Raw genomic sequence first — 21,461 nt, 5'->3', positions numbered from 1 at the left:
AACTTGTTCGCCTCTGTCCCGGTGTCGGGGAAATCCCCTACTCCTCGGCGGTGCTGACCAGCACCTTGCCCACCGCGCCGTCCCGCACCGCCTGCTGCGCCGACGCGGTCTCCGCAAGGGGATACCGGTGCAGCGGCAGCCCGGCCTCCGCGCCGACCCGGATCGCACCCTGCGCCACCGCCGCCGCGATGTCGGTCACCGCCTGCGCCTTGGCCACCTTCGGCGCGGTGTAGACCAGCACGAACTGCCAGCGCGCGTTCGGCCCCATCAACGGCCGGATCGGCAACGTCACCTCGTCGCCGCCGTCGTCGGCGTAGACGCATACCGCGCCACCGGTACGCAGCATCCGCACGTCGGCGGCGGCGTTGCGGGCGGCGGAGACCTCGACGATCGTGTGCACCCCGTCGGGCGCGACCTTGCGGACCTCCTCGACCACGTCCTGCTCCCGGTAGTTGATCACGAAGTCGGCCCCGGCCGCGGCGGCGAGCTGCGCCTTCTCCGGGGTGCTCACCGTGGTGATCACGCAGGCGTCGGCCCAGCGGGCGAGCTGGATCGCCGCGTTGCCCACCGCGCCCGCCCCGCCCTGCACCAGCACCACGTGGTCACTCAACGCGCCGGCGTGCAACGTGTCCGGCATGAACTCGCCGACGGTCAGGCAGCGGTGCGCGGTCATGAACGGGATGCCCAGCGCCGCGCCCAGATCGAACGAGGCCGACCCGAGCGGCACCGCGTGCCGGACCTGGACCACCGTGTACTCCGCCGCGGTGCCCCAGGGGCGCTGCCACGCCGCCTCCCACAGCCAGACCCGCTCGCCGATCAGGATCCGGTCGACGCCCTCGCCGACCGCCTCCACCACCCCGGCGCCGTCCTGGTGCGGGATCTGCCAGCCGGCCGGCAGCGGCCACGCCTCGCGCGCCTTCCAGTCCGTCGGGTTCACCCCCGAGACGGCCATCCGCACCAGCACCTCGCCCGGGCCGGGCTCCGGCACCGGCCGTTCCGCCACCTGGAGCACCGAGGCGTCCCCGCTGCGCTCGTACACGATCGCCCTCATCGCCGTCCCTCCGCCGTCGTCGTCCGATGCGCTACCCGAACCCCGGCCGAACATGCCGGGCCCCGTCTCAGCCCAGCCCGGCCAGCAGCTCCGGGGTGAGCGCGCCGATCGAGGGAAGCCGCACGGCGGCGAGCGCCTCGGCGTCCGGATCCAGCGGGTACGACAGGTGCGGCACCGCCACCACCCGGCACCCGGCCGCCGCCGCGGACCGGACCCCGTTGGACGAGTCCTCCACCGCCACGCACCGGGCCGGGTCGACGCCCAACCGGGCCGCCACCGCCAGCCAGACGTCCGGCGCCGGCTTGCCCCGGGCGGTCTCCTCCGTCGACAGCGTCGCGCCGAACGCGTCGACCAGGCCCGTCGCCTCCAGCGCCGCCGCGATCAGCCGGGTCGGCGAGGAACTGGCCAACCCCAGCGGCCACCGCGCGGCCGTCCGGCGCACCACCGCGTCGGCGTCGTCGATCAGAGGTACGCGTTCCGCGTACCGCCGGGTCATCTCCGCCACCACCTCGGCGGCGACCTGCTCGGCCGACCGGTCGACGCCCAGCTCACCGCTCAGGTAGGCGGCCCACTCGCCGGTGCTCATGCCCATCAGCCGGCGTTGGGTGTCCGGCTGCCAGACGCCTCCGTGCTCGGCCACGTACGCCCGCCGGACGTCCTCCCAGACCGGCTCCGAGTCCACGATCACGCCGTCCAGGTCGAAGAGCACCGCGTCCACCATGCCGCCATCCTGCCCCAGCCGGCGGCCCGGCTCACCCCGGCAGCGTCGCCCCGACGGAACGCTGCGCCGGCAACCCGATCGGGGCCTGCGCCGGGATGATCGTGCGGCAGCGCGTCGCGACCGGTTCGAGCAGCTCCCGCAGCCGCTCCGTACGCTCCGCGCCCAGCGCCCGCCACGGGCCCGCCGCGGCCCGGTCGGTGGCCTCCTCGACGGCCCGGAACGTGGCGGTGGCCTGCGGGGTCGGCCCCCGGTCGGCGGTCAGCCAGCCCTTGTCGACCAGCCGCTCCTCGGCGGCGGACCACTCCTCGTCGGTCCAGCCCCGGGCCGGCTGGTGGAACTCGCGCGACTGGTCGACCCGGCACCGCCAGGCCACCACCTCGACCGGCTCCAGCCCGGTGCCGACCAGCGCGGCCACGTGCCCGTCGCCCCGGTGCTCGCGCAGCGTGGCGGCGGCCTGCCAGAGCCGGGCCAGCGGGTACTCCCCGCGCGGCAGGGCGGCGTTGACCGCGCCGAGCACCCGCCCGGCGGTGTCCACCCGGTCGGCCGCCGCCTCCAGCAGCTCGGCGGCCTCGACCAGGTGCGACTCGGGCAGCTCGTAGGTGAACTCGGCGAGCGCCTGCACCGCGCCGGTGAGCCGGGCGCGCAGCGCCTCCTCCGGGGTGGCCAGCCGCCACACCGACGGCAACGCGCGGGCCACCATCGGCGGCGCGAAGCTGAAGAACGCGGCCGTCACCGTCGGCGCGTCGACCGGCCCGAGCGGCGCGGCCCGGCCGGCGAAGTAGCCGCGCCAGTAGCCGCGCAGCCCGACCGCCTCGAACGCGGAGCGGGCGCGCGGGTGGAAGTAGGTCACCGCGTGGACCGGCTCGAACAGCGTCCACATCTGCCGGGCCAGCCCGGGGTCGTCAAGCGCCGCCACGTGCACCTCCGCGTCGGTGGTCGGGTCACCGCGGACGGACGGACGGACCGTCCGCGGTGACCACGAACCTACTGCCGTTGGGTGACCGGACGGAAGCCTGGAGTGATCTACTGCGCAGCCAGCACGTCGACGACGAAGCGCAGCGGCCCGGCCGGACGGCCGCCCTCGGCCTTGTCGCCGTACGCCAGGTCGGCCGGGAGGTCGAGCTGCACGCGGCTGCCCACCGGCACGCCGACCAGGCCCTGGTCCCAGCCCTTGATGACCTGGCCCACACCGATCTGGAAGGTGGCCGGCTGGCCGTTGTCCCAGGACGCGTCGAACTGCTTCCCGTCCTTGTAGAAGACGCCCACGTAGTTCGTGGTGATCGTCTGTCCGGCCTTCACCGCCGGCCCCTTGCCCTTGACCAGCGTGGTGACGGTCAGCTTCTTCAGCTCACCGGAGCCGGCCTTGACCGCCGGCTTGGTCTTCAGCGCCGGGTCGACGTTGGCGGGCAGCTCCGGCGCGGGCGGCGCGGTGGGCTCCGCCTGGTCGGCGGGGGCGCTGGGGCTGGCCGAGGAGGCGGTGGTGGCCGGCTTGTCGTCGTCCCCGCTGTTCAGCCAGACGAGACCACCGACCAGGGCCACCACGGCGAGCACACCGGCGGCCGCGCCCAGCATCGACTGCCGGCGCCGGCGCGCCTCGGCAGCCTTCTTCTCGGCCAACTGGGCGGCCAGCCGCCGCCCGGCCTTGGTGGCCGGGGCGGCCTGGTCCTCCGACCGGTTCTCCACACGCTCGCTCACGTCGACTCCCTGCAGGTGGGGGGTGGGTACGCCCCCGGCGGGCCGCCGCCGAGGCCAGCGCACACGGTACCCGCCCGCACCCCCACAGCGACGAAAGGCGGGGGCCCTTCTTAACGCATTCGGTATAGGCGGGGCCCCTTCTTCACACCCCGGGCTGGACCGGACACCGAACGGGTACGTTCTCAGACATGGCGATCCTCACCGAAGAAGACCTGGCCCTGCTCGGCGAGCCGCAGCTCGCGCACGTGGCCACCATCGAGTCCGACGGCACCCCGCACGTCACCCCGGTCTGGGTGGACACCGACGGGGAGCACATCGTGTTCAACACCGCCAAGGGCCGGCAGAAGTACCTCAACATGTCCCGCAACCCGGTCGTCGCGGTGTCGGTGGTCGACAAGGCGGACGACTACCGCACGCTCTGGGTGAAGGGCACTGTCGAGTTCGTCACCGAGGGCGCCGACGAGCACATCGACCGGATGGCGAAGAAGTATCTCGGCCAGGACACCTACCCGTGGCGGCGCGCGGGCGAGGAGCGCGTCATCGTCCGCATCACCCCGACGGAGAAGCTCGGCCGCGGGTGACGGGTGGGGCCCCGCCCGTAGCGAAGACGTCGGGCGGGGCCTCTGCGTACCCTCAGGCGGTCTTCTTCTTCGCGGCGGTCTTCTTGGCGGCGGTCTTCTTCGCCGGCTCGGCCTTCTTCGCCGCCGTCTTCTTGGTGGCGGCCTTCTTCGCCGGTTCGGCCTTCTTCGCCGGTTCGGCCTTCTTGGCCGGGGTCTTCTTCGCGGCGGTCCTCTTCGCGGAGCGGGCCGACGAGATCGGGGTCGGCTCGGCCCCGCCGCCGGACGGCGCCTCGCCCCGGGCCGCCCGGGCCCGCTCGACGGACGCCTTCAACGCGGCCATCAGGTCCACCGCGGCGGCCGGCGCGGCCTCTTCCTCCTCCGGCTGCACCACCTCGCGGCCCTCCACCTTCGCGTCGATGACCTCCTGCAACGCGGCCCGGTAGTCGTCGGTGAAGGCGTCCGGCTCGAACTCGCCGGCCATCGAGTCGATCAATGAGCTGGCCATCGCCAGCTCCGGCGGGCGGACCTTCAGGTCCTCGTCCAGGAAGCCGAAGTCGGGCTGACGGATCTCGTCCGGCCAGAGCATCGTGTTGAGCAGCAGCACGCCCTCGCGGACCCGCAGCGTCGCCAACTGCTCCCGCTGGCGCAGCGCCACCTTGACGATCGCCACCCGCTCCGAGTCGGTCAGCGCGTCCCGCAGCAGCACGTACGGCTTGGTGGCGGTGCCCTCCGGCTCCAGGAAGTAGGCCTTGTTGTAGAGGATCGGGTCGACCTGCTCGGCCGGCACGAACTCCAGCACGTCGATCGCGTGCGAGGTGCTCAGCGGCAGGTCGGCGAAGTCCTCGTCGGTCAGGATGACCATCTCGCCGCCGCCGAGGTCGTAGCCCTTGGCGATGTCGTCGTAGGTGACCTCCTCGCCGCAGACCGAGCAGGTGCGCTTGTAACGGATACGGCCGCCGTCCTCGCGGTGCACCTGATGGAACCGGATGTCCTTCTCCTCGGTTGCCGAGTAGACCTTCACCCCGATCGACACCAGGCCGAACGACACCGCTCCTTTCCAGATGGCCCGCATTCCCGCGCTCCTCTCCCCGGTTGTAGACCAGAATCCCAAACGATCGAACGGCACGCACGCCCTTCCGTGCCCTACTACAGTCAGGAGGTGCCCGGCGCGCCGTTGAAGCCGATGCTCGCGATGACCGGGCAGCTCCCGGCGGGTGCCGCATGGGCGTACGAGTTCAAGTGGGACGGCATCCGCGCGCTCGCCGACATCTCCCACGGCGACCGGCACTTCTACGCCCGCTCCGGCGTCGAGATCACCACCGCGTACCCGGAACTGCTCAACCTGGCCGAGCAGGTCGACGACGCGCTGCTCGACGGCGAGGTGGTGATCTTCACGGACGGGCAGCCGTCGTTCACCGCGCTGGCCGAGCGGATGCACGTGCGCAACCCGGCCAAGGCGGCACGGCTGGCGGCGACCGCGCCGGTCACGTACATGATCTTCGACCTGCTGCGGCTCGACGGCGTGGACCTGACCGCCCGGCCCTGGCACGAGCGGCGGGCGGCGCTGGAGGCGCTCGGGCTCGGCGCCGCCCGGTGGGCGGTGCCGCCGGTCTTCACCGACGGGCCGGCCACCTACGCGGCGGCCGGTGAGCACGGGCTGGAGGGCGTGCTGGCCAAGCGGGCCGACTCGGCCTACCGGCCCGGGGTGCGCTCGCCGGACTGGGTGAAGGTCAAGCTGGAGGTCACCGGCGACTTCGTGGTCGGCGGCTGGCGGCCGGGCGCGCGCCGGGTCGGCGGGCTGCTGGTCGGCGTGCCCGGCCCGGACGGACGGCTGGTCTACCGGGGGCGGGTCGGCGGCGGCATCGGCGCGGCCGTCGAACGGGAACTGCTGCGCGAGCTGGAGCCACTGCGCGCCGGCGCGTCGCCGTTCGCCGGGGACGTGCCGCGCGAGGATGCGCGCGGTGCGATCTGGGTATCACCCCGGGTGGTGGTGGAGGTCAAGTACGGCCAACGCACCCCGGACGGGCGGCTGCGCTTCCCCCGGGTCCTGCGCCTGCGCCCGGACAAGCCGCCCGAGGAGGTCGAGGATGCCGGCTGACCGGTTCAAGGTCGAGGTCGAGGGGCGCTCCCTGGAGCTGTCCAACCTGGACAAGGTGCTCTTCCCGCAGGCCGGCTTCACCAAGGGCGAGGTGATCGACTACTACACCCGGATCGCCCCGGTGCTGCTGCCGCACCTGCGCGACCGCGCGCTCACCCGGATCCGCTTCCCCAACGGCGTCGACGGCGGCTCGTTCTTCGAGAAGAACGCACCGGCCGCGACCCCCGCTTGGGTACGTACCGAGAACCTGCCCGTCCCCGGGTCGACCAAGGGGCGGGAGACCATCGACTTCGTGGTCTGCGACGAGTTGCCCACGCTGGTCTGGCTGGCGAACCTGGCCGCGCTGGAGCTGCACACGCCGCAGTGGAAGGTCGGCGAACACCCGGACATGATGGTGGTCGACCTGGATCCGGGCGCCCCGGCGGCGCTGCGGCAGTGCTGCCAGGTGGCGCTGCTGATGCGTGACCGACTGGCTGACGACGGGATCGACGCGTACCCGAAGACGTCCGGGAAGAAGGGCATGCAGCTCTGCTGCCCGATCGCCGGCACCCAGGACGCCGACGTCGTCTCCGGCTACGCCAAGCGGATCGCGCAGGAACTGGAGCAGGCGCACCCGAAGCTGATCGTGTCGAAGATGGCGAAGAACCTGCGCGGCGGCAAGATCTTCATCGACTGGAGCCAGAACAACGCGGCGAAGACGACCGTGGCGCCGTACTCGCTGCGCGCCCAGCCCGTACCGGCCGCCTCCACGCCGCTGACCTGGGACGAGGTGGCGGCCGGTGCGGCCGGGAAACGGCCCGCGACGCGGCCCTACACGGCCACCGAGGTGCTCAGGCGGGTGGCGAAGCAGGGTGATCTGCTGGCGCCGCTGCTCGACGGCGGTCCCGAGCTGCCCGCCGGCTGACCCGCCACCACGCGCCGCCGACCAGCAGCAGCACGATCACGCTGATCGCCACGTCACCCACCAGGTCGGCCGCCGGGCCCGCCGGGGTGTAGGTCGGCACGCCGTACGCGAAGACGGCCGCGACGACCACGGCGGCCGAGCCGGCGGCGAGCACGTGGCGCTGCCCCCAGCCGGCCCGCCGGGACCAGCGCGTCAGCAGCACGGCGGGGACCACGGCGAGCGCGAGCGCGACGCCGATCCCGGTCCACCCCGGCACGGCCCCGGCCCCGGCGTAGGCGACCAGCACCACCAGCCCCGCCCAGGCGGGCCTCGGCGCGGTCCTGGCGGTCCGGTCGACGGGCGTGCCGGCGGCCGGGTCGAGGCGTGCGTCGGCGGCGCGTCCGACGCGCAGCAGCGCGGCGGCGATCAGGGCCAGCGCCACGCCGGCGGCGAACGTGAGCTGGACCGGCGAGGCCAGGAAGCCCTTGCGCCCGCCGTCGTCGGCGAAGACCAGCAGGCTGCCGCCGAGCCAGAGCAGCGCGGCCACGACCAGGCCCGGACGCCCCAGCCAGGACCGCGACCGGCGACCCGCCCCGAGGTACGACTCGACGAGCGCGATCGACGCGCAGATGGTCAACGCCACGTGGTTGCCCACGTAGTCGACCGCCTGCCGGGCGCTGAACCCGAGGCCGGGCACCAGCGTCGCCTCGGCGACGGCACGGGCGTCGGCGAACTGGGTGTCGTCGAGGTAGTCCGGATTGAACAGCGACTGGTCGACCAGGCCGGCCTGGACCACGCCGAAGGCGGCGGCGAGCAGCACGATCCCCGGCCAGCCCAGTCCGAGCCGCCGGGCGGTCTCCCGGATCAGCAGCGCGGCCCCGCCGTACATCGGGGCGAGCACCAGCACCACGAACGGCATGCCGACGAGCGTGAATCCGCCCCAGGAGCACTCGGCGGTCCAAGGCGCGAGCAGCAGCAACGCGACCGCCGGCGCGAGCCGACGGCGTAGGGGTTCGGTCGTCATGCCCGCACCGTGCCGCAGCCGTCCGGCCCGTCGATACGGCCATCGGCCGCGGGGCCCGTGACCAAAGTCGACGGTCACGGACCCGAGGGGCGGCGGCTCGGCTAGAGCGCGAACAGCAGGGCGGCGTCGAGGAGAATGACCAGCGCGGTGGCGAAGTGGATGCCGAAGGCGACGGCCCGGGTGCCGCCGTGCCGCAGCACGATGACGGTGTCGCCCAAGGGGGCGAGCGCGACGACAAGCATGAACCAGGCGACGGCGTCGGCGCTGGTGAAGGCGATCAGAGCGAGTCCGACCAGGCCGTAGGTGAGGTCGCGGACGCCCTTGACGGTGAGGTAGGCGGATTCGGTCCCACCCGTCGACGCCGGAACGCCGTAGCCGGCGGCGGCGTTCCGGGGCGTCGTCAGGAAGCGGGCGCCGATGAAGACGATGAACAGGCTGAGGACGACGGCGAGCCCGTAGGCGAGGACGTTGAGCATGGTCGACTCCGAATCTAGCGCTGCTAGGGGTAAGAGCGACGCTAGCAGAGCGCCGTTAGATTGCCTAGCGGTGCTAGAGTTGTGGCCATGTCCATCCAGGCGCGCCGAGAGCGGGAGCGGGCGGAGCGCGAGCGGGCCATCGTCGCCGCCGCCCGGGAACTGGCCGAGTCGGAGGGCTGGGACGCGGTCACCACCCGCCGGCTCGCCGCCGAGATCGAGTACAGCCAGCCCGTCCTCTACAGCCACTTCAAGGGCAAGGACGCCATCATGGCGGCGGTCGCCGTGGAAGGCTGCGGCGAGCTGGCCGCCGAACTCGCCGCCGCCCGCGCCGCGGCGGCCGACCCCCGGCAGGCGGTGGCCGGCATCGCCACGGCGTACGCCGCATTCGCCGAACGTCGGCCCGCGCTCTACGACGCGATCTTCAGGCTCCCCGTCGCCCTCTCCTTCGCCAGCCAGGACGCCCCGGTCGAGCTGGCCCGAGCCTTCGCCGAGCTGGCCGAAACCCTGCGTCCGTTCGCCGGCGAGGACGACCTGGAGACATTTACCGAGACCTTCTGGAGCGGGCTGCACGGCCTGGTCACGTTGATGCGCGACGGTCGGCTGCGGCGGGCCGAACACGAGCGTCGGCTGGCGCTCCTGGTGGACCGGTTCGCCCCGCTAGGCTGAGCCGGCCGCCCGGGAGGAGCACATCCGATGGCCACCCACGCACCCGCACCCGCTTCCGTCGCCACCGACGAGCCGCTGCTCAGCTACCTCGACGACGCCACCGGTGAACGCACCGACCTGACCGCGTCGCAGCTCGGCGCGTGGGTCGCTCGCAGCGCCGGGCTGCTGCGGGACGGCTGTGGGCTGCGTCCCGGTGACCGGGTGGCGGTGCTGCTGCCGCCGCACTGGCGTACCGCGGCGGTGCTGCTCGGCGCGTGGTCGGTCGGGCTGACGGTGTCCTTCCGGCCCCGGGCGCTGGCCGGGTTGCCGGCGCTGGAGCCGGGCGCGGACCGGCCTTTCGACGCGGTGTTCGTGACCCCGGAGCGCCTGGACGACTGGCTGGAGGACGTGCCCGACGGGACCCACCGCTACCTGGTCGGCGTGCGTCCCGACCCGGTCGACGAGGTGCCGCCGGGCTGGCTGGACTGGTCGGCCGAGGTGCTGCGGCACCCCGCCGACCCGCCGGACTACACGGCGGTGGACCCGGCCGACCCGGCTACCCCGGACGGCACCAGCTTCGGCGCGTGGCGGCGGCTGGCCGCGGAGATCGCCGCGCAGCTCGACCTGCGTCCCGGCGACCGCCTCCTGGTCGACCCGGTCGAACACGAGCAGCCCCTGAAGTGGCTGCTCGCCCCGCTCGCCGCCCGCGCCACCCTCGTGATCCACGCCAACCCCACCCACCCCGCCCCACCCCACACCCGCCGCCTCTGACCCCCGGCGCCTCGCGTCGATCTTGCAGTTGTGGTCCGGGAAATGCCGTTTTCGTGGCTTCTGCCGGGGCGTAAACTGCAAGATCAACGCTGTCGGGAGGGGTGCATGGTGAGTCGGGGGGACGGGCTGGTCTGGCGGGCGTACGGCGAGAGTGACCTCGCCGCGCTGACCGGGCTGGTCGAGGCGTGCCTCGCTGTCGACGGCGGATTGCCGCTGTTCACGCGTACTCCGCTGCTGCGGGCGCGGCTGCTCCAGACGCGTACCCTCGGTGCCTGGCACGACGGCGGCCCGGTCGCGGCCATCGGGGTCGGCACCGGACGGGCGCCGGCCACCGCCACCGGCCTGGTGCATCCGTCCTGGCGCGGACGCGGCCTCGGCGGCACGCTGCTGGACTGGGCCAGCGAGCAGGCGGGCGGCACGGACCTGCTGCTCACCACCGAGACGTGGACCGCCGAAGCGGAGGCGCTGTTCGTCGCGCGCGGACTACGGCGGACGTTCCTGGAACGGGTGCTGCGGCACGACCTCGACGCGCCGCCCGACGTGGTCGCGCCGGACGGTGTCACGCTGGAGCCGGCCACGCTCGGCCCGGAGCTGTTCGACACCTACCGGGCGTCGTTCGCCGACCGGCCCGGCTTCGTCGAGCCGGCGGCCGAGGAATGGCTGGGTGACCTGCGCGACGACGAGGGCTACCGACCGGAGCTGTCGATGGTCGCGCGTGGGCCGGACGGCGGCGCGGCCGGCTTCGTCACCGTGCTCGACAACTGGATCGACCAGGTCGGCGTGGTGCCCGGTTGGCGCGGCCGGCGGGTCGGCGCGTACCTGGTGGCTCGCGTGCTGCGTGGGCTCGCCGAGGTGGGCGCGGACGCCGCGTGGCTCTGCGTCAACGACGACAACCCGGCCACCGGGCTGTACCGCCGGCTCGGCTTCCGCGAGGCCGGCCGTCGGGCACGCTACCTGCGTCGCTGACGGACGACCCGGCGCAGGCGGTGTGAATTGTCGACGACGTCAACGAACGGGAGGTGGGCGAGCGGTCTGCTGGGCGTGTTGGTGGGCCGCCCCGGCTGGGGCGTCTTTGTTGCCGAGTACCCGCTTCGCTGACGGCTGAGACGGTCGTGATGGGATCGGTTTTGACCGCGTGCGGGGCCGAGTTGTGGGCATTCCGCTGCCCTATGCTCGTCGAGTGAAGGCGGTAGCAGCACAGACACGGCAGCTTGTGTCAGGCGAGACGGTGCCGTTCCTGACGGCCATCCCTGCGGAGTCGGTCGAACACGGCGAGGTGTTCACCCGTCGTTGGGTTGTCGAGTTGATCCTCGACCTTGCTGGGTACACCGCCGACCGTGATCTTGCTGAGCTGGTGGCGGTCGAGCCGGCGTGTGGCGGCGGCGCCTTCCTGGCGGTGATGGCGTCCCGCCTCAGCGCCTCGTGCCGTAAGCACGACCGACCGCTCCTCGACGCCAAGTCAGCTCTGCGCGCCTTCGACCTGCTCGCCCCGAACGTGGCTACCAGTAGGGCGCTCATCCGGAACGTGCTGGTTGATGAGGGTTGGTCGCTTCCCGAAGCGCGCGAGGCGACAACGGCGTGGGTACGCCAAGGTGACTTTCTGCTCGACCCGCACGTGCCGACTGGGGTGGACTTCGTCGTAGGTAATCCGCCCTACGTCCGTCTTGAGGATGTGCCTCCGGACCGCATGCAGGCCTACCGAGCAGCCTGCCCCACCATGACGGGTCGGTCGGATCTCTACGTCGGCTTCTACGAACGCGCGCTGCGATCCCTTCGCGTAGGAGGAGTCCTCGCGTTCATCTGTGCGGACCGTTGGATGCGCAACCAGTACGGGCGTCAGTTGCGAGAGCTCGTCGCCGCGGGTTACAGCGTCGACGCCACCATCAGCATGCATGATGTCGATGCGTTCGAGGAGCAGGTGTCGGCGTATCCGGCCGTCACTGTGCTGCGCCGAGCCCAGCAGGGTGCCGCCATGGTCGCGGATACGCGACGAGGCTTCGGGCCGCAGGACGCACCAGAACTGGTGGAGTTGATCCACGCTACGGAACAGCGGACCGCGGCGAACGGCAGTTTCGAGGTGGCCCGGTTGCCCCACTGGTTTACCGGGGGCGAGTCTTGGCCGGCTGGCTCACCATCGAGGATCGCGCTGATCGAGACATTGAACGACCGTTTCCCCCCGCTGGAGGATCAGAGCACCGGCACTCGGGTCGGCATCGGTGTAGCGACGGGCGCTGACAAGGTCTTTGTCACCACGCACGCCGACGTCGAGCCGCGGCGACTGCTGCCGCTGTCCATGGTCAAGGACACTACTTCGGGGACTTTTTCCTGGTCGGGTCACTATCTGGTGAACCCTTGGGACGCGGAAGGCGCCCTCGTCGACTTGGCTTCGCTGCCGCGATTGCGGGAGTACTACCAACGGCACGCGGCGGCCCTCAAAGGCCGACACGTGGCGGGCAAGCGGCCGGCGCACTGGTACCGGACCATCGACAAGGTCGATCATTCTCTGATCGATCGACCAAAGCTGCTTTTTCCGGACATGAAGACCGTGATCCATCCGGTGCTGGACGAGGGCGGCTTCTATCCTCACCACAACCTGTACTACATCGTCTCCGACGTCTGGGATCTGCGGGTACTGGGCGGCTTGTTGTTGTCAGGTGTGGCACAGGCCTTTGTGGAGGCTTATGCGGTTAAGATGCGGGGAGGCACCCTTCGCTTCCAGGCTCAGTACCTGCGTCGGATCCGTGTACCCAGGCCCGAGAACGTCTCAGCCGCTGACTGTGCCGCGCTTGCCGCCGCCTTTGACGAACGGGATTCACGAGCGGCGACGAAGGTTGCGCTGCGCGTGTACGGAATCGAGGCGATGGGGGAGTAGCCGGTGGATCAGCGCTCATGGGAAGCGGCGGTACGTAGCTCCTGGGACATCCGGGAGTCACAGGCTGCGAAAAAGTTGCTGGGCGGCAAGACCGATACCGGTGGGCGAGGCGCGGTCACCGGCGGTGCTCACCTCGACGCGCTGACCACATTGCTTGCCCAGGTGTTCCTCGATGCTGGATTCCCACCCGATTCCGTTCGCTCCAAGTCCAAGGTCGAGTTACCTGGCTACTTCCGGCCGACGAAGAAGTGGGACCTGGTGGTGCTTCACGAAGGTGAACTGGTCGCCGCCATCGAGTTGAAGTCCCACGTCGGTCCGTCCTTCGGCAACAACTTCAACAACCGGAACGAAGAGGCGATCGGCAGCGCGGTCGACCTGCGGCGGGCCTACGATCACGGACTGCTCGGTCGGCTGCGGCCTTGGCTGGGATATGTATTGCTCGTGGAAGAGGCGCCAGCCTCCCTCCGCCCGGGCGTGCCGAGGAGCGGCACCTTTCCGATCGACCCCGCTTTTACCAAGACTTCATATGTCGATCGCTACGTGATTCTGTGCAAGCGGCTGCGCAGCGCCGGCCTCTATGACGCAACTTGTCTCGTCACCTCCTCTCGCGAGGCCGATGCTCCGGTCCGGCAGCCCGATCTTGAGGTTGGTTTCCCCGCATTCGTCGGTGCCATCATGGATCGGACTGAGGAGTTCGGCGTCGTGCAGCCCAAGCGAAACTGAACTCGCGGGTGATGTGCGAATACCGTCGGGGACTTTCCCGCTTCACCTACCGCGTCACGTGGTCGGCCGAGGACCATGAGTTCGTCGCCACCTGCGCAGAGTTCCTGTCCCTCTCGTGGCTGGACGCCGACGAGATCGAGGCGCTGCGAGGGCTCCAGGATCTTTGCGTGGGGTGATCGCCGACATGGCGCACCAGGACGAGCAGGTCCGCTGAGTCGTTTCCGCTCTCAGCTCGAAAGGGCCGGGAGGTAGTGCCGCCTCGGGCGGGCAGGGACTGTTGCGGAGGCCGCTGACGTGGTCTTATGTCGGAACGACGACGTCATCGACCCGCAGCTTTGACAACCCCGCGTCGGTTCCGTGTTCCTTTCATGCCTCTCGAAAGGTGCAGCGATGCACAGGAAACCGACAATCCACCTGGCGGTGCTGGCCACGGCCGCCGCCACGTTCCTGACCGGCGGAGCGCACGCCACGGCCGCACCCGTGACCGCCTCCGCCCAGGTCGCCGCCTGCCAGCCGGGCGCCGACCAGCACAGCGTCGCCCGGGTGAGCGAGGGCGCCACCGCCCAGGAGCCGGAGCTCTACTCGAAGAACGAGGCCAACGCGTACGGCGTGATCAAGGACGTGCCGCGCCTGGCCAACGGCAGCGTCACCGTGCCGACGATCTTCCACATGATCTCCGACCACGAGCTGAGCGCGGCCGAGAAGGCCCGGTGGAACACGCTGATCGCGGCGCAGATGACCGTGCTCAACGACTCGTACGCCGGCCGCACCGCCGGCGACGCCTCCGACACGCCGTTCCGCTTCTCGCTCGTCGACACCACCTGGACCGTGAACAGCACCTGGTACACCGTCGAGCCGGGCAAGAACGAGCGGGACATGAAGAAGGCGCTCTACACCGGTGACTCCCGCACGCTCAACGTCTACGCGGCGAACATCGGCGGCGGGCTGCTCGGCTGGGCGTACTTCCCGAAGGGCTACAACAACGGCCGCGACTACATCGACGGCGTGGTCATGCTCGACGAGTCGATGCCGGGCGGCACGGCCGGCAAGTACGCGCTCGGCGACACGCTCACCCACGAGGTGGGGCACTGGCTGATGCTGGAGCACACGTTCGCGCACGGCTGCTCCGCCTCCGGCGACTTCGTCGCCGACACGCCGCGTGAGGCGGCGCCGCAGTTCAACTGCCCGGTCGGCGCGGACACCTGCACCGCGCCCGGCCTCGACCCGATCCACAACTTCATGGACTACACGCAGGACTCCTGCATGGACATGTTCACCCCGGGCCAGGCCGACCGGATGAGCGACGCCTGGGTCGCGTTCCGCGCCAGCGGCCAGGGCTGACGCGTCGGAGGGGACGGCCACCTCGCACCTCGGCCGTCCCCTCCGCTGCCCGAATCAGCAGCCCCGCATCAGCAGGTCGTGTTGCCCAGCGGCACCCAGCCGTCCAGCGACGGGTCCTCGGCGCCGTGGCCGTACACCCAGGCGTCGTTGTCCTCGGCCCAGCCCCCGTGCGCGCGGAACCCACGCCCGGCGGTCAGGGTGCGCAGCACCATGCCGTGCGGTGCGGCCCGCAGCCAGGTGTTCTGGGTGAGGTTGCAGACGAAGCCGGGCGCGTCGCTAGCCGAGGCCGGCGAGGCCGCCACGGCCGCGCCGGCGAGGCCGACGGTGGCGACCGTCAGTGCGGAGAGAATTCGGCGTTTCACTCGGGTCCCTTCCGGTGTTCCAGTGACGGCCACGATTGTGCCACTGTGGACCGACACCCGGGTGGACCCGGTTCGTCTACTCGACCGTCGGCAGTTTCGGGCCGAGCACGTCGTCGGCGTCCACGATCGTGTACGCGTACCCCTGCTCGGCGAGGAACCGCTGCCGGTGCGCGGCGTACTCGGTGTCGATGGTGTCCCGCGAGACCACGGTGTAGAAGTGCGCCTGCCGGCCGTCGGCCTTCGGGCGGAGCACCCGGCCCAGCCGTTGCGCCTCCTCCTGCCGCGACCCGAACGTGCCGGACACCTGGATCGCCACCGCCGCCTCCGGCAGGTCGATGGAGAAGTTGCCCACCTTCGAGATCACCAGTGTGCGCACCTCGCCGGAGCGGAACGCGTCGAACAGCCGCTCCCGCTCTTTGTTCGTGGTGGACCCCTGCACGATCGGCGCGTCCAGGTATTCGCCGAGCTGGTGCAGTTGGTCGAGGAAACCACCGATCACCAGCACCTGCTCCTGCGGGTGCCGCTCCACCAGCGCGCGGACCACCGGCAGCTTGGTGCGGGCGGTCGCCGCCATCCGGTAGCGCTCCTCCGCCTCCGCCGTCGCGTACGCCAGCCGCTCCGCGTCGGTGAGCGTCACCCGTACCTCGGTGCACTCCGCCGGCGCGATCCAGCCCTGCTGCTCGATGTCCTTCCACGGCGCGTCGTACCGCTTCGGGCCGATCAGGCTGAACACGTCGCCCTCCCGGCCGTCCTCGCGGACCAGCGTCGCGGTGAGGCCCAGCCGGCGGCGGGCCTGGAGGTCCGCCGTGAAGCGGAAGATCGGCGCGGGCAGCAGGTGCACCTCGTCGTAGACGACCAGACCCCAGTCGCGGGCGCCGAACAGGTCCAGGTGGGTGAACGCGCCGCCGCGCCGCGAGGTGAGCACCTGGTACGTGGCGATGGTGACCGGGCGGATCTCCTTGCGCTCGCCCGAGTACTCGCCGATCTCCTCCTCGGTCAGCGACGTGCGGGCGATCAGCTCCCGCTTCCACTGCCGGCCCGCCACCGTGTTCGTGACCAGGATCAGCGTGGTCGCCTTCGCCTCCGCCATCGCCGCGGCCCCGACCAGCGTCTTGCCGGCGCCGCAGGGCAGCACCACCACGCCCGACCCGCCGGCCCAGAACGCCTCCACCGCCTCCCGCTGGTACGACCGCAGCGTCCACGGCCTACCGCCGTCCTTGCCGGACTCGGCCAGCTCGATCGGGTGCGCCTCGCCGTCCACGTACCCGGCCAGGTCCTCCGCCGGCCAGCCGAGCTTGAGCAGCGCCTGCTTGAGCCGGCCCCGCTCGGACGGGTGCACCGCGATGGTGTCGTCGTCGAGTTTCGCGCCGAGCATGCCGGCGAGCTTCTTGCTCTTCGCCACCTCGATCAGCACCACCCGGTCCAGGGCGCGCAGCACCAGCCCGTGCACCGGGTCGTTGGCGAGTTGGAGCCGGCCGTACCGGTCCATCGTCTCGGCCACGTCGACGAGCAGGCCGTGCGGCACCGGGTAGCGCGAATACTTGATCAGGGAGTCGACCACGCCCTCCGCGTCGTGACCGGCCGCCCGCGCGTTCCACAACCCCAGCGGGGTGAGTCGGTACGTGTGCACGTGCTCGGGGGAGCGCTCCAACTCGGCGAACGGCGCGATGGCCATCCGGCAGGCCTGCGCGTCCGGGTGGTCGATCTCCAGCAGCAGCGTCTTGTCCGACTGCACGATCAGTGGTCCACCACTCACGCCGCGTCCTCCTCGCCTGGCCCGGAAACCTGCCCGCACGGCGGCTGACCTGCCGAAGGCGGACCATCCAGTGTTGCACGCCGGGGAAGGTCAGAAAAAAGTCTCGCTGGACAGGCAACGTCATACTCCTCTCACACGTCTAGCAAGCGGGACAACTGTCCAGGGAGGGCCCATGAAGCGTGTCCGGTTTCTCGCCCGGGTCGCCGGCCTGGCGGTGGTCGTGCTGGTCGGCGTCGGCGCGTGCGCGCTCGATCCGCAGACGGAGGGCGCCGGGGTCACCACCCCCGCGCCGGTCGGGCTGACGGAGGGAGCATCGGGGGCGAGCGCGCCGCCCACGCCCGAGCGGTCGGCCACGTCCCCGCCGGCGCAGCCGAGCCGGACGGCCACGCCGAAACCCTCCCGGTCGCCGTCGGCGACCGCCTCCCCGAAGCCCAAGCCGAAGCCGAGCCGCTCCGCCGGGTGCCCGCAGGGCGAGCACCAACGGGCCGTGGAGCGCTACCTGAGCCGGCTGGGCGGGTTCGGGACGCTGACCGTGGACGGTGCGCAGTCCGCCGCCGACTGCGTCGCGATCAAGAAGTTCCAGAACCGGTACGGCATCAGCCCGGCCTCCGGTCGCGCCGGCCCCACCACGTACGACGTGGCGAAGCGGCTGGCCGACACAGACGTGTCCCGCTGCCGGGCCGGCGCCCGGCTCACGTTCTGTGTGGACCTGACCCGGCAGACCGTGTGGGCGATGCGCGGCGGCACGGTGGTGCTGGGCCCGACCGTCACCCGCACCGGCATGTCCGGCTACGCCACGCCGGCCGGCACGTACTCGGTCGGCTGGAAGAACCTGCGTGAGTGGTCCAACCCGTACGAGGTGTGGCTGCCGTACTGGCAGCAGTTCAACGGCGGCATCGGCTTCCACGAGACCACCACCTACCTGCACAACGGCGCGATCGGCTCGCACGGCTGCGTCAACCTGCTGCACCGTGACGCGGTCCGCCTCTGGGAGCTGGGCTCGGTCGGCACCCGCGTGGTGGTGATCGGCCGCCGTCCCGGCACCTGAGCTGCCGGTACCCTGGGAGCCGGGTCCACCACCGGGCGGGGAGGGGCTGGCATGACCGTCGATCAGGACGTGCTTCCCGAGGACGAGCGGACGCCGCCGCAGGTCTCCACCGCGGTGCTGGTCGGCTACGCGACCGCCGCCGCGGGCGTGTTCGGTTGGTTTCTCTTCGGGCTGCTGGTGCAGCGGCAGGGCTTCGTCGACTCGGTCGGCGAGTCCGCCGGCGCGGCGTTCGCGCTGCTGCTGGCGATCTCGGTGATCGGCACGTTGCGCCGCAACGGGGAGTGACTCACTCCTCCAGCACGGCGGCCGTGATCCGGTGCAGCGCGAACGTGTGCAGCATCTCGGTGCGGTCGTCCTCGGCGCGCAGGTAGCCGGCGCCGATCGAGACCGGCCGGACCAGCCGGGACGCGGTCGCCCCGTGCGCGTCGACGTAACCCACCCAGACCCGCGCCTTGTCCCGTACCGCCTGCTGGAGCACCGCCAACGCGTCGCCGTGCCCGGGCACCGCCGTCGGGCCGGTGACCGCCGGTCCGCCGCGGACCACCGCCGGGGCCCGCCGCGCCGCCCGGGCCGCCGCCTCGCCCCGGCGGATCTGCTCCACCACGCCCAGCAGGCGGGGCATCGGCAGCCTCGGCGTGGCCAGCGGGTCCACCGTCCGGCCGGTGAGCGGCGTCCGGGCCGGCGCCCGCCGGTTCTTCGGCCGGGACAGCACCGTCGCGCCGCTGGCGTCCTCGGGCACCGGCGCGTATCCCGCGTCGCGCAACGCGAGCAGCATCCGGTTGACCTGGTACGGGGTGACCAGCACGGTCGGGGCCAGCCGGCGGAACGCCAGCGACTCCAGCCGCCGGTCCGCCTGCACCTCGGTGAGCAGCGCCTCGTCGTCGCTGCGCACGTACCCCCCGGCCGAACCGACCCGCAGCCCGCCGTGCTTGCGGGCCACGTCGTCCACCAGATAGGTCAGCCCCTGCGGCACCGGGGTACGCGACCGGCGGCGGAACAGCGCGTGCAGGTCGTCGGCGGTGTACCCGGCGTCCAGGGCCCGCCGGATGCTGGCCGTGGTCACCCGGTGCACGCTCGCCCCGCCCGCCGACTCGTGCTCGGCCACCACGTCCAGCTCGGCGGCGAGCGCCGGGTCGGGCGGGCCGGGCACCACCACGCTCAGGTCGGCCTGCACGAGGACGTGGTCGACCGGGGCGGGCAGCAGCCCGTCCAGTGCGCGTACCGCCGTCGACGGGTCGCCCGACTCGGCGTCGGAGCGCAGCCCCAGCGGGTCGTCGCCCCGCTCGTCGGCGTCGGCCAGCTCGGCCAGCAGCAGCCGCCCGTACGAGGTGAGCGCGCCCAGCCCGGTCACCCCGAGCCGGGCCGCCTCGGCCAGCACGTCGCGGTGCGCCGTCTCCCGTCCCCGGGCCCGCCGGGGCGCCCGCCACTCCAGCAGCGCCAGCACCTCGTCCGGTGTCGGCGCGGTGGCCGCCGGCAGGTCGGCCAGCACGGCGAGCACCGCGCGGCGGGCGGCCGGCGCACCGGCGCGTTCCGCCTCCGGCGAGAGCACCGAGATCGGCCGGTCCCGGTCGTCCCGCTGGCCGACCAGACCCACCTGCCGGGTCATCGCCAGCCACGCCCGGGCGAGCTGCTCCCAGCGCTGGGCGAGCGACGCCGCGCGCCACACCTCGTACCCGCCGGTGGGCGCGATCTGCTGGTCGCCGCCGTACCGGGTGGTGGCCGCGCCGGTCAGCTCCAGCTCACCGGTCAGCCCCGCCGCGTACGCCACCTCGAAGATCAGCGCGGTGGTCGGCTCGTCCAGCCCGAGGAGCCGGGCGAGCCGGCGCAGGTCGCGTACGCCGACGCCGCCGGACCGCAGCACCGGGGCCGGCTCGACGACAAGCGCCTCCAGCAGCGCCTCGGTGTGCCGGACCGCCTCCATGGTCTGCCCGGCCCCGGCCGAGTCGACGGCCTTGGTCTCCCGGGGCGGGGCGGACACCTCGGGCGGGCTGGTGCGCAGCGGGCCGAGCGGACCGGTGTCGCGGCGCAGCACCAGCCCCACCTCCCGGGGCAGCTCGACCGTGCCGTGGGGGCCGCCGGACATCCGCACCAGCAGGTGGTGCTCGACCAGCCAGCGGATCGGGGAGCCGGTGGGCGCGCCGCCGTTGACCAGGTCGGGCGGGAGCACGTCCTCGCCGCCGGTGGCGGGGGCCTCCAGTGCGCCCGGCGCCACGGTGCCGACCGGCGGCCCCGCGGCGAGCCGGTCCAGGACCGCCCGGGCCGACGGCGGCGCGGCGAGCAGCGCCCGCCGCAGCTTCGCCGGGTCCGCGCAGAGGGCCGCCGCGCGCGCGTCCAGCTCCGCCGCCGGGCGACCCAGCCCCGCCGGGTACGGGGACACCTCGTCGACGCCGCCCACCACGGTCAGGTCGTGCTCGGGGCCGTACAGCAGGAACCGCGCCCGGAGCCGGTCGACGGCGGCCCGGACCGCGGTCGGGGCGGGCGGGTGCGGCCCGGCGGTGGCCGTGGCGAGGATCTGGTCGGTGGAGGTGGCGCCGTCGGGGCCCCGGGTGAGCCGGGCGGCGTCGAGGATCTGGAGAGTGAACTGGTCGAGCCCGTCGAGCGCCCGGGCCACGGAGACCCGGGACTGGGCGCGCAGGGCGAGAGCGGACACGTCCGCCGGCACCGGCACGACGAGGTCCGGCCGCAGTTGGAGCAGGGCGGCCAGCGACTCGTCGGGGAGGGCCCGCAGATGGTCGGCGAGTGAGGTGGTCATCGTCGTACCACGCTAGCCCGCTGGGTACGTTCTCGGCATGCCTCCGCTGATGGTCGGCTTCGACCTCGACATGACCCTGGTCGACTCCCGTCCCGGGATCGCCGCCGCCTACCGGGCCCTGACCGAGCGCACCGGCGTGCCGGTGGACGCGGAACTGGCGGTGTCCCGACTGGGCCCGCCGCTGCGCACCGAGCTGGCGCACTGGTTTCCGCCGGAGCGGATCGAGGAGGCGGTGACGCTCTACCGCGAGCTGTATCCCGCGTACGCGATCACGCCGACGGTGCCGATGCCGGGCGCGGAGGGCGCGGTGCGCGCGGTGCACGAGCGCGGTGGGCGGGTGATGGTGGTGACCTCGAAGATCGGCCGGCTGGCGAAACTGCACCTGGACCACCTCGACCTGGCCGTCGACGAGCTGGCCGGCGACCTGTTCGCCGAGCAGAAGGCGACCGCGCTGCGGGAGCACGGCGCGACGCTCTACGTGGGTGACCACGTGGCCGACATGGCGGCCGCACGAGCAGCGGGAATCCCGGGCGTGGGAGTGGCAACGGGCCCCTGCTCGGCGGCCGAGCTGAGCGCGGCCGGGGCCGAACTGGTGCTTGATGATCTCGGCGAATTCCCGGCGGCGGTGGACCGGATCATCGGGCTAGCCTTGGAGGGGTAGACGGTTCGAGTGGAGCGGGGTT

Annotated in this window: 23 protein-coding genes; 13 read left to right on the top strand and 10 right to left on the bottom strand. The window is 72.4% G+C overall.

From position 1 onward, the window contains the following. Nucleotides 1-37 precede the first annotated feature (37 nt). From TPA0908_RS29295 to TPA0908_RS29280, 4 genes are all read right to left on the bottom strand, one after another. On the bottom strand, nucleotides 38-1,051 hold the full coding sequence (locus TPA0908_RS29295) for an NADPH:quinone reductase (RefSeq protein WP_281943464.1): 1,014 nt from the start codon (nucleotides 1,049-1,051) through the stop codon (nucleotides 38-40). A gap of 67 nt (nucleotides 1,052-1,118) precedes the next feature. Then, nucleotides 1,119-1,772: an HAD family hydrolase gene (locus tag TPA0908_RS29290; RefSeq protein ID WP_281943462.1), complete on the bottom strand. Its 654-nt coding sequence runs from the start codon at nucleotides 1,770-1,772 to the stop codon at nucleotides 1,119-1,121. A gap of 31 nt (nucleotides 1,773-1,803) precedes the next feature. Continuing rightward, nucleotides 1,804-2,652 carry an SCO6745 family protein gene (locus tag TPA0908_RS29285; RefSeq protein WP_281943816.1) on the bottom strand — a complete coding sequence of 283 codons (849 nt, stop codon included), beginning with the start codon at nucleotides 2,650-2,652 and terminating at the stop codon, nucleotides 1,804-1,806. A gap of 143 nt (nucleotides 2,653-2,795) precedes the next feature. After that, entirely contained in the window at nucleotides 2,796-3,467 is a 672-nt protein-coding gene (locus tag TPA0908_RS29280) for an FKBP-type peptidyl-prolyl cis-trans isomerase (protein WP_281943459.1), read from the bottom strand. A gap of 188 nt (nucleotides 3,468-3,655) precedes the next feature. Here TPA0908_RS29280 and TPA0908_RS29275 point away from each other — a divergent pair, with 188 nt between their 5' ends. Then, nucleotides 3,656-4,048: a PPOX class F420-dependent oxidoreductase gene (locus TPA0908_RS29275; protein WP_281943457.1), complete on the top strand. Its 393-nt coding sequence runs from the start codon at nucleotides 3,656-3,658 to the stop codon at nucleotides 4,046-4,048. 52 nt (nucleotides 4,049-4,100) lie between these two features. Here the strand turns inward: TPA0908_RS29275 and ku are convergent, their stop codons facing one another. Then, complete coding sequence (gene ku / locus TPA0908_RS29270; protein WP_281943455.1) at nucleotides 4,101-5,099, bottom strand: non-homologous end joining protein Ku; 999 nt, start codon at nucleotides 5,097-5,099, stop codon at nucleotides 4,101-4,103. An 87-nt stretch (nucleotides 5,100-5,186) separates the two neighbouring features. Here ku and ligD (TPA0908_RS29265) point away from each other — a divergent pair, with 87 nt between their 5' ends. Together ligD (TPA0908_RS29265) and ligD (TPA0908_RS29260) are read left to right on the top strand one after the other, a co-directional pair. Beyond that, nucleotides 5,187-6,125 carry a non-homologous end-joining DNA ligase gene (gene ligD / locus TPA0908_RS29265; RefSeq protein ID WP_281943815.1) on the top strand — a complete coding sequence of 313 codons (939 nt, stop codon included), beginning with the start codon at nucleotides 5,187-5,189 and terminating at the stop codon, nucleotides 6,123-6,125. After that, nucleotides 6,115-7,029 carry a non-homologous end-joining DNA ligase gene (gene ligD / locus TPA0908_RS29260; RefSeq protein WP_281943453.1) on the top strand — a complete coding sequence of 305 codons (915 nt, stop codon included), beginning with the start codon at nucleotides 6,115-6,117 and terminating at the stop codon, nucleotides 7,027-7,029. The genes ligD (TPA0908_RS29265) and ligD (TPA0908_RS29260) overlap by 11 nt, the downstream gene beginning before the upstream one ends. Here ligD (TPA0908_RS29260) and TPA0908_RS29255 read toward each other — a convergent pair. Together TPA0908_RS29255 and TPA0908_RS29250 are read right to left on the bottom strand one after the other, a co-directional pair. Further along, entirely contained in the window at nucleotides 6,956-8,032 is a 1,077-nt protein-coding gene (locus tag TPA0908_RS29255; RefSeq protein WP_281943451.1) for a hypothetical protein, read from the bottom strand. The genes ligD (TPA0908_RS29260) and TPA0908_RS29255 overlap by 74 nt on opposite strands. Before the next feature lie 101 nt (nucleotides 8,033-8,133). Continuing rightward, nucleotides 8,134-8,508, bottom strand: coding sequence for a DUF4267 domain-containing protein (locus TPA0908_RS29250; protein ID WP_281943449.1), 375 nt, complete (start codon nucleotides 8,506-8,508; stop codon nucleotides 8,134-8,136). An 87-nt stretch (nucleotides 8,509-8,595) separates the two neighbouring features. Here TPA0908_RS29250 and TPA0908_RS29245 point away from each other — a divergent pair, with 87 nt between their 5' ends. The 7 genes from TPA0908_RS29245 (at nucleotide 8,596) to TPA0908_RS29215 (ending at nucleotide 14,860) form a co-directional block, all read left to right on the top strand. Then, entirely contained in the window at nucleotides 8,596-9,174 is a 579-nt protein-coding gene (locus tag TPA0908_RS29245; protein ID WP_281943447.1) for a TetR/AcrR family transcriptional regulator, read from the top strand. Nucleotides 9,175-9,201: 27 nt separating this feature from the next. Further along, a complete protein-coding gene (locus TPA0908_RS29240; protein WP_281943446.1) occupies nucleotides 9,202-9,924 on the top strand; it encodes a TIGR03089 family protein in 723 nt (240 codons plus the stop codon). A gap of 105 nt (nucleotides 9,925-10,029) precedes the next feature. Beyond that, the gene (locus TPA0908_RS29235; RefSeq protein ID WP_281943445.1) at nucleotides 10,030-10,890 is read left to right on the top strand and encodes a GNAT family N-acetyltransferase; all 861 of its coding nucleotides are present in this window, start codon (nucleotides 10,030-10,032) and stop codon (nucleotides 10,888-10,890) included. A gap of 214 nt (nucleotides 10,891-11,104) precedes the next feature. Continuing rightward, nucleotides 11,105-12,796: an Eco57I restriction-modification methylase domain-containing protein gene (locus TPA0908_RS29230; RefSeq protein ID WP_281943442.1), complete on the top strand. Its 1,692-nt coding sequence runs from the start codon at nucleotides 11,105-11,107 to the stop codon at nucleotides 12,794-12,796. 3 nt (nucleotides 12,797-12,799) lie between these two features. Continuing rightward, nucleotides 12,800-13,519: a PaeR7I family type II restriction endonuclease gene (locus tag TPA0908_RS29225; protein WP_281943440.1), complete on the top strand. Its 720-nt coding sequence runs from the start codon at nucleotides 12,800-12,802 to the stop codon at nucleotides 13,517-13,519. A gap of 11 nt (nucleotides 13,520-13,530) precedes the next feature. Further along, entirely contained in the window at nucleotides 13,531-13,695 is a 165-nt protein-coding gene (locus TPA0908_RS29220) for a hypothetical protein (RefSeq protein ID WP_281943438.1), read from the top strand. Between the two features lie 214 nt (nucleotides 13,696-13,909). Then, nucleotides 13,910-14,860 carry a zinc metalloprotease gene (locus TPA0908_RS29215; RefSeq protein ID WP_281943436.1) on the top strand — a complete coding sequence of 317 codons (951 nt, stop codon included), beginning with the start codon at nucleotides 13,910-13,912 and terminating at the stop codon, nucleotides 14,858-14,860. A gap of 68 nt (nucleotides 14,861-14,928) precedes the next feature. Here TPA0908_RS29215 and TPA0908_RS29210 read toward each other — a convergent pair whose 3' ends face one another. Together TPA0908_RS29210 and TPA0908_RS29205 are read right to left on the bottom strand one after the other, a co-directional pair. Further along, entirely contained in the window at nucleotides 14,929-15,222 is a 294-nt protein-coding gene (locus TPA0908_RS29210) for a hypothetical protein (protein ID WP_281943434.1), read from the bottom strand. A gap of 76 nt (nucleotides 15,223-15,298) precedes the next feature. Further along, nucleotides 15,299-16,978, bottom strand: a complete 1,680-nt coding sequence (locus TPA0908_RS29205; RefSeq protein ID WP_281942738.1) for a DNA repair helicase XPB — start codon at nucleotides 16,976-16,978, stop codon at nucleotides 15,299-15,301. A gap of 172 nt (nucleotides 16,979-17,150) precedes the next feature. On the opposite strand from TPA0908_RS29205, the gene TPA0908_RS29200 reads away from it, so the two are divergent. Together TPA0908_RS29200 and TPA0908_RS29195 are read left to right on the top strand one after the other, a co-directional pair. Beyond that, the gene (locus tag TPA0908_RS29200; protein ID WP_281942740.1) at nucleotides 17,151-18,026 is read left to right on the top strand and encodes a L,D-transpeptidase family protein; all 876 of its coding nucleotides are present in this window, start codon (nucleotides 17,151-17,153) and stop codon (nucleotides 18,024-18,026) included. A gap of 51 nt (nucleotides 18,027-18,077) precedes the next feature. After that, complete coding sequence (locus tag TPA0908_RS29195) at nucleotides 18,078-18,311, top strand: hypothetical protein (protein WP_281942742.1); 234 nt, start codon at nucleotides 18,078-18,080, stop codon at nucleotides 18,309-18,311. Nucleotide 18,312: 1 nt separating this feature from the next. Here TPA0908_RS29195 and TPA0908_RS29190 read toward each other — a convergent pair whose 3' ends face one another. Continuing rightward, entirely contained in the window at nucleotides 18,313-20,778 is a 2,466-nt protein-coding gene (locus TPA0908_RS29190) for a helicase-associated domain-containing protein (RefSeq protein ID WP_281942744.1), read from the bottom strand. A gap of 37 nt (nucleotides 20,779-20,815) precedes the next feature. Here TPA0908_RS29190 and TPA0908_RS29185 point away from each other — a divergent pair, with 37 nt between their 5' ends. Next, a complete protein-coding gene (locus TPA0908_RS29185) occupies nucleotides 20,816-21,439 on the top strand; it encodes an HAD family hydrolase (RefSeq protein ID WP_281942746.1) in 624 nt (207 codons plus the stop codon). Nucleotides 21,440-21,461: the final 22 nt, after the last annotated feature.

The sequence above is a fragment of the Micromonospora sp. AKA38 genome, from assembly GCF_027925725.1.
GTDB lineage: Bacteria > Actinomycetota > Actinomycetes > Mycobacteriales > Micromonosporaceae > Micromonospora.
Note: the sequence above shows the minus strand (reverse complement) of the source record. Positions and strands in the feature narration are given on the sequence as shown.

What these genes read in the sequence shown, in the direction of transcription:
- TPA0908_RS29295 (WP_281943464.1), bottom strand. Translation starts at nt 1,051, where the DNA reads ATGAGGGCGATCGTGTACGAGCGCAGCGGGGACGCCTCGGTGCTCCAG.
- TPA0908_RS29290 (WP_281943462.1), bottom strand. Translation starts at nt 1,772, where the DNA reads ATGGTGGACGCGGTGCTCTTCGACCTGGACGGCGTGATCGTGGACTCG.
- TPA0908_RS29285 (WP_281943816.1), bottom strand. Translation starts at nt 2,652, where the DNA reads ATGTGGACGCTGTTCGAGCCGGTCCACGCGGTGACCTACTTCCACCCG.
- TPA0908_RS29275 (WP_281943457.1), top strand. Translation starts at nt 3,656, where the DNA reads ATGGCGATCCTCACCGAAGAAGACCTGGCCCTGCTCGGCGAGCCGCAG.
- ku (WP_281943455.1), bottom strand. Translation starts at nt 5,099, where the DNA reads ATGCGGGCCATCTGGAAAGGAGCGGTGTCGTTCGGCCTGGTGTCGATC.
- ligD (WP_281943453.1), top strand. Translation starts at nt 6,115, where the DNA reads ATGCCGGCTGACCGGTTCAAGGTCGAGGTCGAGGGGCGCTCCCTGGAG.
- TPA0908_RS29255 (WP_281943451.1), bottom strand. Translation starts at nt 8,032, where the DNA reads ATGACGACCGAACCCCTACGCCGTCGGCTCGCGCCGGCGGTCGCGTTG.
- TPA0908_RS29250 (WP_281943449.1), bottom strand. Translation starts at nt 8,508, where the DNA reads ATGCTCAACGTCCTCGCCTACGGGCTCGCCGTCGTCCTCAGCCTGTTC.
- TPA0908_RS29245 (WP_281943447.1), top strand. Translation starts at nt 8,596, where the DNA reads ATGTCCATCCAGGCGCGCCGAGAGCGGGAGCGGGCGGAGCGCGAGCGG.
- TPA0908_RS29240 (WP_281943446.1), top strand. Translation starts at nt 9,202, where the DNA reads ATGGCCACCCACGCACCCGCACCCGCTTCCGTCGCCACCGACGAGCCG.
- TPA0908_RS29235 (WP_281943445.1), top strand. Translation starts at nt 10,030, where the DNA reads ATGGTGAGTCGGGGGGACGGGCTGGTCTGGCGGGCGTACGGCGAGAGT.
- TPA0908_RS29220 (WP_281943438.1), top strand. Translation starts at nt 13,531, where the DNA reads ATGTGCGAATACCGTCGGGGACTTTCCCGCTTCACCTACCGCGTCACG.
- TPA0908_RS29215 (WP_281943436.1), top strand. Translation starts at nt 13,910, where the DNA reads ATGCACAGGAAACCGACAATCCACCTGGCGGTGCTGGCCACGGCCGCC.
- TPA0908_RS29200 (WP_281942740.1), top strand. Translation starts at nt 17,151, where the DNA reads ATGAAGCGTGTCCGGTTTCTCGCCCGGGTCGCCGGCCTGGCGGTGGTC.
- TPA0908_RS29195 (WP_281942742.1), top strand. Translation starts at nt 18,078, where the DNA reads ATGACCGTCGATCAGGACGTGCTTCCCGAGGACGAGCGGACGCCGCCG.
- TPA0908_RS29190 (WP_281942744.1), bottom strand. Translation starts at nt 20,778, where the DNA reads ATGACCACCTCACTCGCCGACCATCTGCGGGCCCTCCCCGACGAGTCG.
- TPA0908_RS29185 (WP_281942746.1), top strand. Translation starts at nt 20,816, where the DNA reads ATGCCTCCGCTGATGGTCGGCTTCGACCTCGACATGACCCTGGTCGAC.